The organism is Providencia manganoxydans, assembly GCF_016618195.1.
In the GTDB taxonomy this organism is placed as follows: domain Bacteria; phylum Pseudomonadota; class Gammaproteobacteria; order Enterobacterales; family Enterobacteriaceae; genus Providencia; species Providencia manganoxydans.
Map to the genome: position 1 here is coordinate 283,827 of NZ_CP067099.1, position 14,676 is coordinate 298,502.

At 41.3% G+C, this 14,676-nt stretch carries 13 protein-coding genes; 11 read left to right on the forward strand and 2 right to left on the reverse strand.

What is annotated here, in order from left to right:
• Positions 1 to 58: 58 nt before the first annotated feature.
• From JI723_RS01265 to JI723_RS01315, 11 genes are all read left to right on the forward strand, one after another.
• Entirely contained in the window at positions 59 to 2,272 is a 2,214-nt protein-coding gene (locus JI723_RS01265) for a type VI secretion system Vgr family protein (protein WP_337979730.1), read from the forward strand.
• A complete protein-coding gene (locus JI723_RS01270) occupies positions 2,269 to 2,850 on the forward strand; it encodes a DUF4123 domain-containing protein (RefSeq protein ID WP_070929519.1) in 582 nt (193 codons plus the stop codon). The genes JI723_RS01265 and JI723_RS01270 overlap by 4 nt, the downstream gene beginning before the upstream one ends.
• A 10-nt stretch (positions 2,851 to 2,860) precedes the next feature.
• On the forward strand, positions 2,861 to 4,081 hold the full coding sequence (locus JI723_RS01275) for a hypothetical protein (RefSeq protein ID WP_337979731.1): 1,221 nt from the start codon (positions 2,861 to 2,863) through the stop codon (positions 4,079 to 4,081).
• 17 nt (positions 4,082 to 4,098) lie between these two features.
• Complete coding sequence (locus JI723_RS01280) at positions 4,099 to 4,980, forward strand: hypothetical protein (protein WP_070929516.1); 882 nt, start codon at positions 4,099 to 4,101, stop codon at positions 4,978 to 4,980.
• A 188-nt stretch (positions 4,981 to 5,168) separates the two neighbouring features.
• The gene (locus JI723_RS01285; protein WP_420704849.1) at positions 5,169 to 5,912 is read left to right on the forward strand and encodes a hypothetical protein; all 744 of its coding nucleotides are present in this window, start codon (positions 5,169 to 5,171) and stop codon (positions 5,910 to 5,912) included.
• A gap of 46 nt (positions 5,913 to 5,958) precedes the next feature.
• On the forward strand, positions 5,959 to 7,152 hold the full coding sequence (locus tag JI723_RS01290) for a hypothetical protein (protein ID WP_337979733.1): 1,194 nt from the start codon (positions 5,959 to 5,961) through the stop codon (positions 7,150 to 7,152).
• A 14-nt stretch (positions 7,153 to 7,166) separates the two neighbouring features.
• Positions 7,167 to 8,078, forward strand: a complete 912-nt coding sequence (locus JI723_RS01295; RefSeq protein ID WP_319067933.1) for a hypothetical protein — start codon at positions 7,167 to 7,169, stop codon at positions 8,076 to 8,078.
• Positions 8,079 to 9,020 (forward strand): hypothetical protein, encoded by a 942-nt coding sequence (locus JI723_RS01300; protein ID WP_319067931.1) that lies wholly within the window; start codon positions 8,079 to 8,081, stop codon positions 9,018 to 9,020.
• Positions 9,021 to 9,069: 49 nt separating this feature from the next.
• Positions 9,070 to 9,768 carry a hypothetical protein gene (locus JI723_RS01305; RefSeq protein WP_272580531.1) on the forward strand — a complete coding sequence of 233 codons (699 nt, stop codon included), beginning with the start codon at positions 9,070 to 9,072 and terminating at the stop codon, positions 9,766 to 9,768.
• A gap of 126 nt (positions 9,769 to 9,894) precedes the next feature.
• Positions 9,895 to 10,164: a PAAR domain-containing protein gene (locus JI723_RS01310; protein ID WP_319067927.1), complete on the forward strand. Its 270-nt coding sequence runs from the start codon at positions 9,895 to 9,897 to the stop codon at positions 10,162 to 10,164.
• A gap of 296 nt (positions 10,165 to 10,460) precedes the next feature.
• Positions 10,461 to 10,760, forward strand: coding sequence for a hypothetical protein (locus JI723_RS01315; protein ID WP_337979734.1), 300 nt, complete (start codon positions 10,461 to 10,463; stop codon positions 10,758 to 10,760).
• Positions 10,761 to 10,792: 32 nt separating this feature from the next.
• Here the strand turns inward: JI723_RS01315 and glgA are convergent, their stop codons facing one another.
• Both glgA and glgB read right to left on the reverse strand, forming a co-directional pair.
• Positions 10,793 to 12,232 (reverse strand): glycogen synthase GlgA, encoded by a 1,440-nt coding sequence (glgA, locus tag JI723_RS01320; protein ID WP_272580526.1) that lies wholly within the window; start codon positions 12,230 to 12,232, stop codon positions 10,793 to 10,795.
• Between the two features lie 9 nt (positions 12,233 to 12,241).
• Entirely contained in the window at positions 12,242 to 14,455 is a 2,214-nt protein-coding gene (gene glgB / locus JI723_RS01325) for a 1,4-alpha-glucan branching protein GlgB (protein ID WP_272580525.1), read from the reverse strand.
• Between the last annotated feature and the right edge of the window lie 221 nt (positions 14,456 to 14,676).

A 14,676-nucleotide genomic window follows, 5' to 3' on the forward strand; every position in this document is an offset into this window, starting at 1 on the left:
GATGGCGTGGTGACCGACTGCGCCTGATGACACATTGAATTAAGTAGGGAAACCACTGATGCCAACCAATATACCGAAAAAGCCCTTATCCGATGCGGAAAAAGCCGCGAACCACTGGCAATCGTTAGTGAATAAAACCAAGCCGCCACGCCTTGATGTGCCATCAGGCTCGGCTCTCGCTAACCAACCTCAAGCGAGCGGCATTGATATCTACGAGGCGATAGCCAATCGTAAGCTTTATTCAGGGTTGGTGTTTACGTGTCAAATTGCCAATCTTCCCGAAGGCACGTTTCAAGTCACTCAATTTGACTTGCACGAAGGGTTGTCGGAACTGTTCACCCTGACCATTCAAGCGGTGAGTCCATTGCCCAATATCGATTTTAAGTGGGTACTGGGGGATAAATGCTCACTCACGGTGATGCGAGAAGGGATAGTCACCCGAAAAATTGAGGGGTTATTGGCGAGCGTTGAGCAGGGAAATACTGACGGGGTGAAGACGTGGTATCAGTTTGTTATTCGCCCTGAAATGTGGGTGATGACCCTTAAACAAGACAGCCGCATCTTCCAAAACACCACGGTGCCGAAGGTGCTCAACACCTTATTACAGGAAGCGCATATTCCCAACGACAAGTTGTTGTATCACCCCGAAGAGCATCTTGAACGCCGCTATATTACCCAAAAGCGCGAAACGATGTTCGATTTCTGGTGCCGCCTCGCGGCCGAAGAAGGCATCACCTTCTGGTTTGAGGAAGGTTCGATGATGTTTTACAGCGACCGCCACTTGGGGATGAAGGCGGGACTGCACCTGACCTATAACCCACAATCGGAGACCGATATCACTGACAGCACGGTGACCGCATGGCGTTATGTAGAAAACCTGTGCAGCGATATTCGTATTGATAAAGATTACAATCAACTGCGCCCGTCTCACCCGCTGAGCCACCAAGTGACGGGTGAAAATCACCAACAACACGAAGTGTTTGAAAGCTACGGACGCTTTCAAGACGACGCCGAAGGCAACGTGTTCAATCAAATTCGTTACGAGCAATCGCAAAACAACCGTGAAGTGGGTACGGCCTCGAGCAACTGTATCGAACTGGCACCGGGGCGAATTTTCTCGCTGAGCAACCACCCCAGCAGCAAGATGAACGATGATTGGCAAGTGGTCACTGCGCATCACCACGGCGTACAACCGCTTGCCGACAACAGCGGCGGTCAAGGAACCCAGCTGAGCAACAGCATCACCTTTATGCCAAGCACCCAAGAGTGGCGACCGCCGTACCGTTATAAACCGACTGCCGATGGCAATGAACTTGCGACGGTGGTGGGACCGCCGGGCGAAGAAATCTACACCAATGAACAAGGGGCGGTGACGGTCTATTTCCATTGGGATCGACGCGGAAAGCCCGACCACAGCGCATCCTGCTGGGTGAGAGTGGCACAGGGTTGGAACGGCGATGGATTTGGGTTTATGGCGATCCCCAGGATCGGGCAAGAGGTCATAATATCTTATTTAAACAATGACATAGATAAGCCCATCATAACCGGATGTACCTATAATGGTCGAAATCGTCCGCCGATAGACTTACCCAAAGACAAGACGCGCACCACGTTTCGTACCAAAACCCACAAAGGTGAGGGATTCAATGAACTGCGCTTTGAGGATTATAACGGTCGCGAAGAGATTTATCTACATGCGCAAAAAGATCACCGTACCCATATCCTCAATGATGAGTTCCATACCATCGGTCATAACCGACAAAAACAGGTGGGGGTCGATCAAGAAGAGCGCATTGGTCAAGATAAGCGCACCGATGTAGGGCGTGATCATTATGAGAAAATTGGTCGCAATTCGGTGATCCATATTTTGCAAGATCAAGAAATTCAAATTGATCAGAACTTAACGGAAGTAATTAACAGCAGCCATAAATCGGTGATTTTTGCAGATAAGCACACACAAATCAGTGGTAATCAAAAAACGGTGGTAGAAGGCCAGCGTCATGAAGAAGTGAAAACTAAACTGTTTTCGCAATCGCCTTACTACATTATTCATGCGGAAAACCAGCTGACACTTGCAGGATCAGGGGGCAGCATTGTGATAGACAGTTCAGGGATCACGATTAAGGCGAAACAACTCAAAATTAATACTTCATCACTGGATATTGGCGGCGGCGGTGTCGATCAAGTGAAAGCGCTGATGGCAGCGACAGAAGAGGGACAACCGTTTTGTGAAATTTGTGCGAAAGCGAAGAAGGAGAGAGAGGCTCAATGAGTTCATCACGCTTAACGTTATTGCCTTATGAGGCAGATAAGAGCAATAAACCCGCGATGCTGCAAGCCTATTTGTTTGGCGATGTACTGTTCACTCGTCATGACCAGAAGCAGGTGATTAAAGGTAAACTGACAACGCTGAGTCAAAGCTGGGCGATCATCGATGCAATTAAACGCCCTGATATCGCGGCGCTATTGGATATCTTTGAGGTGGAGTATCGTTGTTTATGGAAAGGTGACAGTGCAGAGCATTATTCGTTTTATGCGCCTTATTTAGTGAAGCTAGAAGCCGATTCACCGTTTGTCATATGGCTACTCGAAAATAGTCAAAAAGCACCCTTGGGCATTTATTTGCGCTCTCGTTTATCTCTCGACAAGTTAGCGCATCATTTACGTAAATTTAACCAAGTTTATGATGAAGAACTGAAAACCTGGTTGATGTTTCGTTATTACGACCCCGTCACCGTAAAAACGTTATTGCCTTACTTACCGGTGAACGACTACCTCGAATTTATGGATAATCTGTTATTTATTCTTGCTGATGATGTCAGTGGCAACCAGTTTCTTGTGTTGCAGTAAAGGAGCCGTGATGGAATGTGAAAAACATTTTACAGATGAACCGGTGAGTGATCCTGTTGATGCCCAACCGTGTGAACAAAGTACCAAAGATTGCTTTTTTTTAAGTCATGAACAAGCCGATATTGATTATTACAATCAAAATATTGCCAGTCCGTTTGATGAAGGCTGGGAAGAGTATCCTGAAAATGAAGACGGCACAGTTCCCAAAGAAAAAATTCCGGTTGGTGTCGATTACTATTCATTGTTGGAATATGTTTCAACGATAAGTCAGTCCACTAGCGCACCGAATAAAATGAAAGAACTTGCGGAAGAGATTATGGGACATAATCGCTTTTTTGAGACATTAAGGGAGCGACTGGGGACGCCTGAGGCTTTTCTCGGTTTTATGTTGGCTTTTGTTTCTCAACATGAACGCCCAAAAGGCAGTGAATTTCATTATAAGGGGAAATCGCATAAATTTGGACGTCACCACTATAAAATTGAATTTTTTTTAGAACGAACATTTGAACCTTATACCAGTAAAGCTTACACAAGCCCGACAGGGAGTGTGCATGATATTCAACAGATGGCAACACCTTCTAATGTACAAATGACAGCGGTCAATGATCTCCAAAAAGTGATTGCCGTATCTCTGAGATACACGGTAGTCGATGCTTGGATTGATAAATGGACAGTAGATGAAAAAGGGCACAAAAAGCGAGAGGCAACTCGGGGTGATAGCCTTACGGTGAAAACCTACACAGAGTTAGCCGATGAACTGATTGAATATATTGCCTCAGATATCGATATCCAAAATAAAGCGGATGAAAATGGCGAGAAATTTGCACAAGGGGTGATGATCGCTGTCGATATCGCGTTGTTATTTACTGGGGTTGGCGCCGCTATCCGATTAGGGGGGAAAGTGGCTTACCGTGTAGCAGGCGAAGTCGCTAATGTGGTTTTGATGGGCAATCAAACGATTGAAGATATGACGGCCTTTTTGGGATATAACGAAAACCAAGGGTATAACGTGCTGTTAAATTCAATGAAATACCTTGATAGCCAAACAGGGAATACTAAAGCGTTTGAAGCCAGTTATCACGCCGCCAATATGTTTATTTTATTTGGAAAAAATGTCAAAACCAAAGCCTTAACCGGTGTCACCAGTGCCTCTGGTGGTGCAAGTCTTGTTTACCTTGAAAGTTTTGTTGGGCAAGAAAGCACGTTGACAATGACACAAAATATAAAATAAGGCGATGGGATAGCAAAATGGCAAAAACAAATACATTAAGAATCACAAATACCCATCAAACCAAAGGGTTGGATGAAATTAATGTGTCACATATAGTCCCAAAGGTACGCTCATTTGAACGACATTTAGACAATGTTAAAATTACCCTTTTTGGTCCTCGAGTAGAAGGCGGATATATTTTACGTATAGAGGGCAAGCCAAATGGGCAATCACAGAATATTAAAGGACATGTTGAGCTAAATATCAAAAAAGAGGATCTACATAAGGTTCTGTCAGAGCAAAAATTATATGACGATATTGCAGCGATGAAGCTCGCCCAATTTGTGGGTTACATTGGAGAAAACCACGCAAGAAAAGCCGCTAATTCAGGTGATTTATTGAGTAAAGGGTATATTAAAAATCGTGGAAAAACTGCTGTTCCATTTTTATCTACATTAAAAGGAGATAAAAAAATTGTGCCTGGCAGTGTATTTAGCCTACAGAATAGGCAAGGACATGGAATTGATCTTATCTGTAAAGTTGCCCCTTATCCACCACCACCAAAGTGGATCACCATCGAATCTAAAACAATGATGAAAGAAAGCTTTGGTCCGCATGCAACACCAAGAGCGGGAAAGGTCAGTGATTACCAAAAAGACCCAATTGGTAACTTGAGTAAACATATCGATCTAGCAGAACGCTCTTTAAGATCTAAGGTGAATGAATATTCAATAAATCAAAGCATTAGAAAGGAAATGACAGAGCTTATTCAGGATATAAAGCGAAATAGTAGAAGAAAAAAAGATGAGGATTCAATAGTCAAAGGCTATAAATTAACTATTGGGATAGATGATAAATTTAATGTTTCAAGTAATTTGAAATATAAACAACTGTATATTTTTGAGGAGTTAACAAAATGAAAACGATAAATTCCATAGAAAAATATGTTATAAAAAATTTTGCAATGAAAAATCTTGATCTTACTGAACTAAATCATGAAATATTTAGTGATTTCAAAAATGATTTTAATGAGGCAAAAAATAATAGTAGTCCTATGGATTTTATTAGTTTTTTTTCTCTATTGGATAGAGATCGTAGTTCTATAGCTATGGGATATTTAAATGAACTTTATAATAAAAAAGAGAAAAACTTTTTCTTTGAAAAATTTTTTTATCACTCTAATTTATTGTTTCTAATGAATTATTATGATGATGAAGATAATGGTTTTGTATGGAGTTTATCCGAACAAGGAGAAATCCTTCTTATGGATTTTGCTTGTGATGATTTTAGAATTGGTCACCTTTGCTACGATAAAATTATTGAAAGCATTCAATCAGGTAAAATGGCGGATTCATTGCCGATGTATACTCGCCCTCAAAAATTGGGTGTATTAGCTATCGAAATGTTGGCAAGTGAAAAAAATCAAACCATTGATTGGGAAAGTGCAGGTATCCCCATTGATCCTTTTTATCAACGTTTCTGCCAAGAAGCACTTTATAATGAAAATCATGATGTTGTCGCTCAATGGCTTATTACGCTATGTGATAAACATGTGGAATGGTCAGCCCTATTTGGTATCAATTCTGACGAACAAAGATCTACAGGCTATGAAATCGATATGGAAATTTTATTAGCGTGGCCTTTTGAATATCAAGCGGTCAAAAATTTTCGCGCTAAACAGGGATTAAGCACTCCTATCATTGATCATCCGTTATTAAAAACCCCGATGGCGATAGAGCATCGTCCAGATATGGTGGGTTGGAAGCAAAATAGACCCGCTATCTATGACCAAATGATTGATGACCTCATTACCATTAATCCCGAGCTGCAAGTTATTAATAAGTTATTTTAATCACCGTGAGTAGATGAGAGTGGCAACTTGCCGTAAAGGAGCTGTGATGGAATGTGAAAAACGTTTTACGGATGAACGAGTGAGTGATCCGATAGACACTCAGTCGTGTGAGCTCAGTGTTAAGTCGTGTGTGATGTTATCGGATGATAAACAAGTCATTGATACCTTCAATGCTGAGGCTCGTAGCCCTTTCGATGAAGCTTGGGAGGAAACGTACAATGAGGCGTGTCCTAATGAAATCGAGCCTGAGCCCATGCCGACAGGGATTTCTTTTGAATCCTTTATGGAGCATATCAACCAGAAAAGTCAAGATAACACGGTAGAGCCAAGGATCAGCCAGATTGCCGCCGAAATTATGGGCTATTCTCAACTACAAGACGCGATAAGAGCCCATTTTAGTCCGGATGGCGGTGAAGGAACGGAATCGTATTTCAGCTTTATGTTGGCCTTTATCCCTGCCGCAGAGCGCCCTGAAGATGCTTCCTTTCTTTATCGTGGCACACGTTATAAATTTGCCAAAAGTTATTATCGACTTGAGTTTGAGCTTGCACGGGAAAAAACACATGGCATGCAACCATTTGAGGAATTAGAAGGTGATCCTCATGCCGGGGATACTTATGAGATTATGACAGGGTATACCAATGTTGCGTTATCAGATGTGGATTACCGTAAAAACTTAAGAACGATAACAGTTACACCGAGCTTTACAGTTTATAACCTTCCAACACGGGGTAGTAAGGAGGTGAAGACAAAAAATTCCCCTGAGCTAGCAGAAGAAGTTGTTAAGCGTATTATTCGAGACATTCGTCAACAACGTATGGAGGAAAAAATTAATTTAGGTAAGTCTATTGCCGTTGATTTGATTTTTTTAGCTTTTGGGGTCGGGGCCGCAATTACAACGGTGAAAAATGGTGCCAGAGTGATCCCTTTAATTGCCGATGGATTAAATGTGATTTTTTCGACAAATGACTTGATTGAGGATTCTACGGCTTTGTGGGGATATAACAAAGAAAAAGGGTATAACGTCCTTTTAAACTCCATGAAATACCTTGATTCTCAGACGGGGAACACAAAAAGCTTTGTCACGACGTATCATGCCATGAACCTGTTTATGTTTTTTGGTAAAAAGGTTAAAACGCAAGCTATTACCAGTGTAGGGAGTATGGGGGTTGGGGGCACACTCTATTTAGAGTCCTTTCAAGGAGAACCTAAATTGCATAACGTGTCTCAAGGTAAATAGAATAAAGGACTATTATGGCTAAGCTCTTCGAATTTAAAGAGGGTTACCTTAACGGTATTACGGCAAAAGTTGTCAGTGAAGAAGCCGCAAAACTCTTAAAAAATACGATTATTACTCGCTTTAATGTCGTTGGAAAAACGTTTACACGCCATTTTGATGATACGATTGTTACGTGTTTTGGCCCAAAACCCGATGGCAGTTGTGTGTTACGGATACAAGGTAAGCCGAATGGTGCTGAACGTCGAGTTACTGGGCACATTGAAATCAACTTAAAGTCTGAACATGAGTTACAAAAGGTATTAACTTCTGATTTATTTTATGATGGGCTTGCTTCCTTGAAAATGGCGCAGTTTGTGGGGTATCTCGGCGAGCAGCACGTTGTTAATGAGATTAAAAAAGGCACGCTATTTGATAAGTTGTTCATGAAAACGCGTTATGGTAAAGCCCCATTAGCCAACAAATCCTCCCGTCTTGATAAAGATGGAAATGAATTAAATCCTTTATTGGGTAAACGCTTTGTTCCCGAAAAAATGTTAGCATTGCAAAACGCAAAAGGACAAGGTATTGATTTAATTTGTAAAATTGAGCCACCGCCACCTGAGTGGGTGACGTTTGAAATCAAAACAACGATGAAGGATAAGTTTGGGCCAAATGCAACACCAAAAAGTGGTGAACCAAGTGAAGCTCAAAAAGATTATATTGGAAATATAAGTAAGCATACTGGTCTAGCAAATATATCTTTTGTTCAAGGACATAATGATTATAATTTAAGTAGAGCACAAAGGAAAATGTTAGTTGAAATTAAAAAAGATATCAGTAAGAGTAATATTGCAGGTTTTAAATTAACAGTTGCTATTGATGATAAATTGAATGTGTCAAGCAATAATAAATACGGTTCTTTCTATATAATTGAGGCGTTTAAATAAATGACCAGAGCAAATGATGTAATTAAATATGTAGAAAAAAGAGTCAATCAAACAACTAGGGATGTTAATGACATTGAAGATCTTATAAATGAAGATTTTATTGAAAGCATTGAAGATGTAATGCATGATAATAATGAGAATAAATATATTGATTATATGTCTATTTTAGACTTTAATGCATCATCAATTGCAATGATATATATGTTTCAGTTGTATAAAAAAGTTAATAAAGTTTTCTACACATTTGAGCGTTTTTTTTATCATAAGAATTTAAACTATATATTGGGTTATTATGATAACTATAAAAGACACAAATGCTTTTTTAACCTTGCTGAGCAAGGCGAAATTTTATTAATGGATTTTGCTTGTGACGATTTTAGAGTTGGACATCTTTGCTACGATAAAATCATTGAAAGTATTCAATCGGGAAAAATGGCAAAATCCCTTCCAATGTATACCCGTCCTCAAAAATTAGGTGTGTTAGCCATTGAAATGCTGGCAAGTGAAAAAGAGCAGACCATAGATTGGGAGAGTGCAGGTATTCCTATCGACCCGTTTTATCAACGATTCTGCCAAGAAGCACTTTATACTGAAAGTCATGACGTTATAGAACAATGGTTGATTACTTTATGTGACAGGCATATTGAATGGTCTGCATTATTTGCAGAGAATGAGAATGAGCAAAGCTCAACAGGCTATGAAATCGATATGGAAATTTTATTAGCGTGGCCTTTTGAATATCAAGCAGTCAAAAATTTTCGCGCTAAACATGGCTTAACTACCCCTGTCATTGATCATCCGTTATTAAAAACCCCAATGGCGATAGAGCATCGTCCGGATATGGTGGGTTGGAAGCAAAATAGGCCCGCTATCTATAACCAAATAATTGATGACCTCATTACGATTAATCCCGAGCTGCAAGTTATTAACAAGCTATTTTAATTACAGAACATAGGCGGTAGTTAACCGCCTTAAGAGATGGGGGAATGTCATGAGGTTGACGGCACAAAGCAAACAAATCATTCGCGATAATAAGCTGCAAGCCTTTTATCTTGATGCGGTTAACTATTTTGAGGAGGAACATCAATCTGCATTAATATATTATGAAATTAAACGAGAGACATTATTTAATCTATTAAAAAAGAATTACCTGTATTTTGAATCCATTGGTCGAGCAAGCCAATATCTTTGCGTGACACAAACGACGTTAATGCTCTACTGTGGACAATTTTATACTGAGTCGCCATTATACCAAGCAGAACAAGAACATCTTGAGCAAGTGGTTTTGCTAAAAGCCTCCAAAAGTAAAGCATGGCTAGACGAAACGATTGAAAATTATCAAGCGTTAGATTTATCTAACAATGTGCGTGAAATAATTGAATATGCCAAGAAACGCTATGCAGTTATCGGTGATGACCCCTCGATACTAAAATCAGAAATTGACTTGTTTCTATTAAAGGATATGAATAAACAATTTAGTGATAACTATAAAGAAAAAGATTTATTTTTAAAACAAGCGTTAAAGAATATTAATTCAATGCCAATACGTAAAGAGAATATTATTTTTCTTTGTGTCATCGCACAGTATCTAGATGGGCTGAACTGTTTTCAAGACGAACTCAGACCAAAGTGGTTTGGTCAGTTACAATTTTCAGGGCTTATCCCGTGGAGTTTTGACTTAATATCATAGAAGTTCAGAACTATAAAGTCAGTGTAATAGCGTTCGAAGAAAAAAGGAAAGCTTGTTGAACTGATTAATGAAAAAGTTCATTTGGAATTGACAATAGTGAAGCACTAAATATGTAAGGATATCAATATGCGCAGCACCGTTAACGGCCGTAAAATCATTTTAAAAAACGACACCACCAATACCGGCGGTACAGTATTGACAGGCTCTTCCCTAGCTAAACAAACCGAAGGCGTCGCCTGTGTGGGTGACTCGGTTTATTGCCCTTCGTGCAAAAAAACCGGCACTATCGCCGAGGGGGACAGCTTAATGAAAATCAACGGGATCCCTGTCGCACTCGAAGGCCATAAAGTGGCGTGTGGCTGCTCGAATGGCTGTGTATTAGTTGCGGTCGGATGAACGACGACTAGCTGATACTAAGGTAACAAAATCATACAGATGCAATCTGAGAATGGGGTGAATATATTCAAGGGCGTCGGTTTGGCAACTTGGAATATTCTACTTACTTTGAAGTAAGCAGGGGTTAGTATCAAATTTTTGAGCAGTTGCCAGTCACCCCAGCTCTATGTCAAAAAAGATATGATCTGGACTTATCTTTTACGTCACTTATTGGTTTGGGATTACGTATCGATATCATTAATGTTCTTCTGACAAGAGTGGGAACAGGAAAACATTGGCGTGAGTTTTGTCAGTATATGGAAGAGAAAAAGAAAGAAATGGAGGAATCGCGGAATAGGCCGGATTTGAATGGGTATGTCATTATATTTATGGGTTTTGGCAAGAAACCTCCACGGGAGACAATACAAAAGTTAGCAGAAGATGCCGGCTTTGCTAATTGGGAGCAAGCACGTATTTGTATTCAACAAATTGTTGACACGTTATCTTATTTTCCAAAACTGGCTCAAGAAATATCAGTATCAAAAACAATACAAAAAGAGATTGAACAAACTCTTACTGAAAGGCGTAAGAGTAATGCACTATTATTTGCAAGATAAAGCGGAGGATACCGCTTTATCTCTTCCAAATATCACTGATCCAGCAAGCGACGATAAATGGCTAAATATGCCTCGGCAGATTTATGCCAGCTGACATCTTTTGCCATGGCATTTTTTTGTACTTGTTGCCATTGTGTTGGGGATCCCCATAATGCAAATGCCCGATCAATTGCGGCTTTCAAATCGGTAGAGTCACTTTCGTGAAATACAAAGCCAGTCGCAGTTTTATGTTTAAGCGCTTCCAGCGAGCAATCTGTTACCGTATCCGCTAGGCCACCCGTGTGTCGCACCAGTGGTAATGTGCCATAGCGTAGTGCATATAGCTGAGTTAAACCGCAGGGTTCAAAACGGCTTGGTACCATCAATACATCGGCGCCCGCAATAATTTGATGAGACATAGGTTCGTCGTAGCCGATAATCACGCGAATTTGATCGGGGTATTGTGATTGAATATGACGATAAGCATCTTCCAGATCGTGATCCCCACTACCCAGTAAAATAAATTGGCTACCTGAGCTGAGTAGATCAGGCAAAGCCTCTAGGATCAGATCTAAACCTTTTTGGCGGGTCATGCGGCTGACAACCGCGAACAAGGGCTGCTCAGTTTGTTGGGCTAGGCCAAGTAACTTCTGGATAGCAAGTTTGTTTTTTGGCTTATTTTTTAGGCTGCGATCACTGTACTTGTGTGCAAGCAATTTATCGTGAGAAGGTGACCATACGGCGGTATCGATACCATTCAAAATTCCACTCAGCCGCTGTTCTTGATTGAGTTGGTTTAATAAGCCATCTAAACCATTCGCATAATGAGGATCTAAGATTTCTTTTGCGTAGGTTGGGCTGACAGCATTGGTGTGGTTGGCATAAAATAAACCGGCTTTCATAAAGGAAAGTTGACCATAAAATTCTAAACCATTCACATTATAAAACTCAGTGGGTAACCATAATTCATGAATATGATGTGGCGAAAATAGTCCTTGGTAGGCGATATTGTGGATCGTGAACATGCAGCGTGCGGGATAACCGTAAGCAGCAAGATAAGCACAGGCTAGAGCAGCATGCCAGTCATGTGCATGGACGATTTCTGCCTGCCATAGTGAGTCACAACCTCTAGCAAGCTCTGCCGCCACAAAGCCTAATACTCCAAATCGACGATAATTATCGTGATAAGCATTATTATAACCATCGTGGTAAGGGCTGCCTTCGCGTTGGTATAAATGTGGCGCATCAATGATATACATTGGTGTATCTTGATATTGGCTGTAATAGAGGGTGATTTCACCTGCATAAGTGTTTAGCGTGGTGACTTTTTGTTTATCGGTGGCTTGATTGATAATCGCCGGAAAACCGGGGAGTAAAACTCTTGCATCGGAGCCATGCTGTCGTTGTGCAGCCGGTAGTGCAGCGACGACATCGGCTAAGCCACCTGTTTTGACTAAAGGAAAGAATTCGGCAGAAACATGTAATATTTTCATTTTGACTCCTTACTTCTGTTTCGAGGCTAGCCGTGTATGTTTAAGTGGTGACTTAAGTTTGAAATACAGCGTTGAGAGTGGTGGCAGCGTTAACTCGATCGAGTGGTCACACCCGTGGGTTTTGATTGGTTGACTGGTCACGGATGCAGTGTCTTGCGCATCGTTTCCACCATAGATATGTGCGTTGCTGTTGAGCACGATTTGGTATTCTCCCGCAGTTTTGACGCCAATACGGTAGTGTTCACGAGTCACTGGGGTGAAATGGCTCACGATAAACAATGCATCGCCATTGGCGGCGTAACGGATAAATGCAAATACAGAGTTATCGTGATCGTCGACGATCAGCCATTCAAAGCTTTCTGGATGATGATCATGATCGTATAGCGCGGGTGTGTGGCGATAGGTGAAATTGAGATCTTTGACAAAACGTTGTACGCCTGCATGGGGGCTAGTTGGAATATCGAGCAGTTCCCAGTCTAGCTGACCGTCATGATCCCATTCACGCCACTGCGCCATCTCTCCCCCCATAAAAAGGAGTTTTTTACCTGGATGCGCCCACATAAATCCGTAATAGGCACGCAGTGTGGCAAATTTTTGTTCAGGGGAGCCAGACATTTTGCGCAACAGTGAGCCTTTACCATGGACGACTTCATCGTGGGATAATGGCAAAATAAAGTTTTCACTCCATGCATACATCACACCGAAGGTCATTTTATTATGATGAAATTTACGAGCAATTGGGTCTAACTGTAAATAATCGAGGGTGTCATGCATCCAACCCATGTTCCATTTGTAGTTAAAGCCTAATCCACCAAGGGAAGGTGGAAGTGTGACGCCAGAGAAACTGGTTGATTCTTCTGCCGCCATTAAGGTATCCGGCTGAATTTGATGCAGTAATTCGTTCGTGTGTTGTAGTAGGCTAACAGCTTCAAGGTTGACGTTGCCGCCGTACTCATTAGCTATCCATTCTCCATCTGGGCGGCTGTAATCACGGTAGATCATGGATGCAACAGCATCGACTCTCAATCCATCAAATCCAAAACGTTCCACCCAATATACTGCATTATCGGCTAAGAATCGGCGAACTTCGGGGCTGCGATAGTCATAAATCAAGGTGTCCCAATCACGATGTCGGCCTTCTTTTGGATCAGCGTATTCATAGAGTGCCGTACCATCAAAGTTGGCTAACCCATTGGCATCAGAAGGAAAATGCCCTGGAACCCAATCGAGGATCACATTAATACCTTGTCGATGCGCTTCATCGATAAAATCTATCAGGTCTTGTGGTGAACCATAGCGGCTGGTTGGTGAATAAATTCCTAATGGTTGATAGCCCCAAGAGCCATCAAAAGGGTGTTCACTGATTGGCAATATTTCGAGATGGGTAAACCCCATGTCTTTAACATAAGGGAGTAATGTTGTTGCGAGTTCTCGATAACTTAGCCACGTTGTGCCATCTTGTGTCCGTCGCCATGAACCTAGGTGGACTTCGTAAATAGCAACAGGGGCATTACGTTGATTAGCTTGTGCTTGTTTTTTGGTCGGATAACGTTTTTGTGGAAGAGGGGAAACAATTGATGTGGTATCAGGACGTAATTGGCTACGAAAGGCATAAGGGTCTGATTTAAATTGTAGCTCACCATTCGCATCAAGTATTTCATATTTATAGCGTGTTCCTGCGCTGATTGCGGGTAGAAAAATTTCCCAGATCCCACTTTCAGGACGATAACGCATTGGATAGCGGCGACCATCCCAAAAATTGAAGTCGCCAACGATTGAAACTCGTTGCGCATTAGGAGCCCAAACACAGAAATGGGTACCACTGATATCATCAAGTTGCCGTAAGTGCGCACCCAACTTTTCAAATGAAAAATTTTGCTGAGTGTCTGCATCACTAAGTAGTGTTCCAAAGCGGTAAGGATCTTCAATAACTTGCTGAGTATCCCCCCAGTTAATCTGCAAGATATAGGTAAAGTTTTTATCTAAAGAGGCAATATGGCCAGAAAAGAAACCTCGAGGATCAATTTGAGACAGCTGAATAACGGGCGTGGCAGTGAATCTATCTAAAATCGTGACTTGCTGAGCATTCGGTAGTAATACGCGAAAATAGGTTATTTCTCCCACGCGGTGCATGCCGAGAAATGAAAAGGGGTCACGATATTTCCCTGCAAATAACTGCTCAATGATCTGTTGTTGCCCTGATTGCTGCTCAATTGCTTTCATCATTTCTCCTGAAAGATCGAAGTTATATACTTGTCATACTTCAAGATGCAGGGTTGTTGACTACGCTCAGCTAGCCGAGTCACCGAGTGTATCTATACTCCTTGCCTATTTCCGTTTACTGTCGACCTACAACTCGAATTATTTAAAGTATAGTGGTCTCTATAGTAATAACTTGATTTTTCTTATTCTGTATAACGATATGACTAACTAATTTTATAATG

What these genes read in the sequence shown, in the direction of transcription:
- glgB (WP_272580525.1), bottom strand. Translation starts at nt 14,455, where the DNA reads ATGAAAGCAATTGAGCAGCAATCAGGGCAACAACAGATCATTGAGCAG.
- JI723_RS01310 (WP_319067927.1), top strand. Translation starts at nt 9,895, where the DNA reads ATGCGCAGCACCGTTAACGGCCGTAAAATCATTTTAAAAAACGACACC.
- JI723_RS01265 (WP_337979730.1), top strand. Translation starts at nt 59, where the DNA reads ATGCCAACCAATATACCGAAAAAGCCCTTATCCGATGCGGAAAAAGCC.
- JI723_RS01305 (WP_272580531.1), top strand. Translation starts at nt 9,070, where the DNA reads ATGAGGTTGACGGCACAAAGCAAACAAATCATTCGCGATAATAAGCTG.
- JI723_RS01315 (WP_337979734.1), top strand. Translation starts at nt 10,461, where the DNA reads ATGGAAGAGAAAAAGAAAGAAATGGAGGAATCGCGGAATAGGCCGGAT.
- JI723_RS01290 (WP_337979733.1), top strand. Translation starts at nt 5,959, where the DNA reads ATGGAATGTGAAAAACGTTTTACGGATGAACGAGTGAGTGATCCGATA.
- JI723_RS01280 (WP_070929516.1), top strand. Translation starts at nt 4,099, where the DNA reads ATGGCAAAAACAAATACATTAAGAATCACAAATACCCATCAAACCAAA.
- JI723_RS01295 (WP_319067933.1), top strand. Translation starts at nt 7,167, where the DNA reads ATGGCTAAGCTCTTCGAATTTAAAGAGGGTTACCTTAACGGTATTACG.
- JI723_RS01270 (WP_070929519.1), top strand. Translation starts at nt 2,269, where the DNA reads ATGAGTTCATCACGCTTAACGTTATTGCCTTATGAGGCAGATAAGAGC.
- JI723_RS01285 (WP_420704849.1), top strand. Translation starts at nt 5,169, where the DNA reads ATGGGATATTTAAATGAACTTTATAATAAAAAAGAGAAAAACTTTTTC.
- JI723_RS01275 (WP_337979731.1), top strand. Translation starts at nt 2,861, where the DNA reads ATGGAATGTGAAAAACATTTTACAGATGAACCGGTGAGTGATCCTGTT.
- JI723_RS01300 (WP_319067931.1), top strand. Translation starts at nt 8,079, where the DNA reads ATGACCAGAGCAAATGATGTAATTAAATATGTAGAAAAAAGAGTCAAT.
- glgA (WP_272580526.1), bottom strand. Translation starts at nt 12,232, where the DNA reads ATGAAAATATTACATGTTTCTGCCGAATTCTTTCCTTTAGTCAAAACA.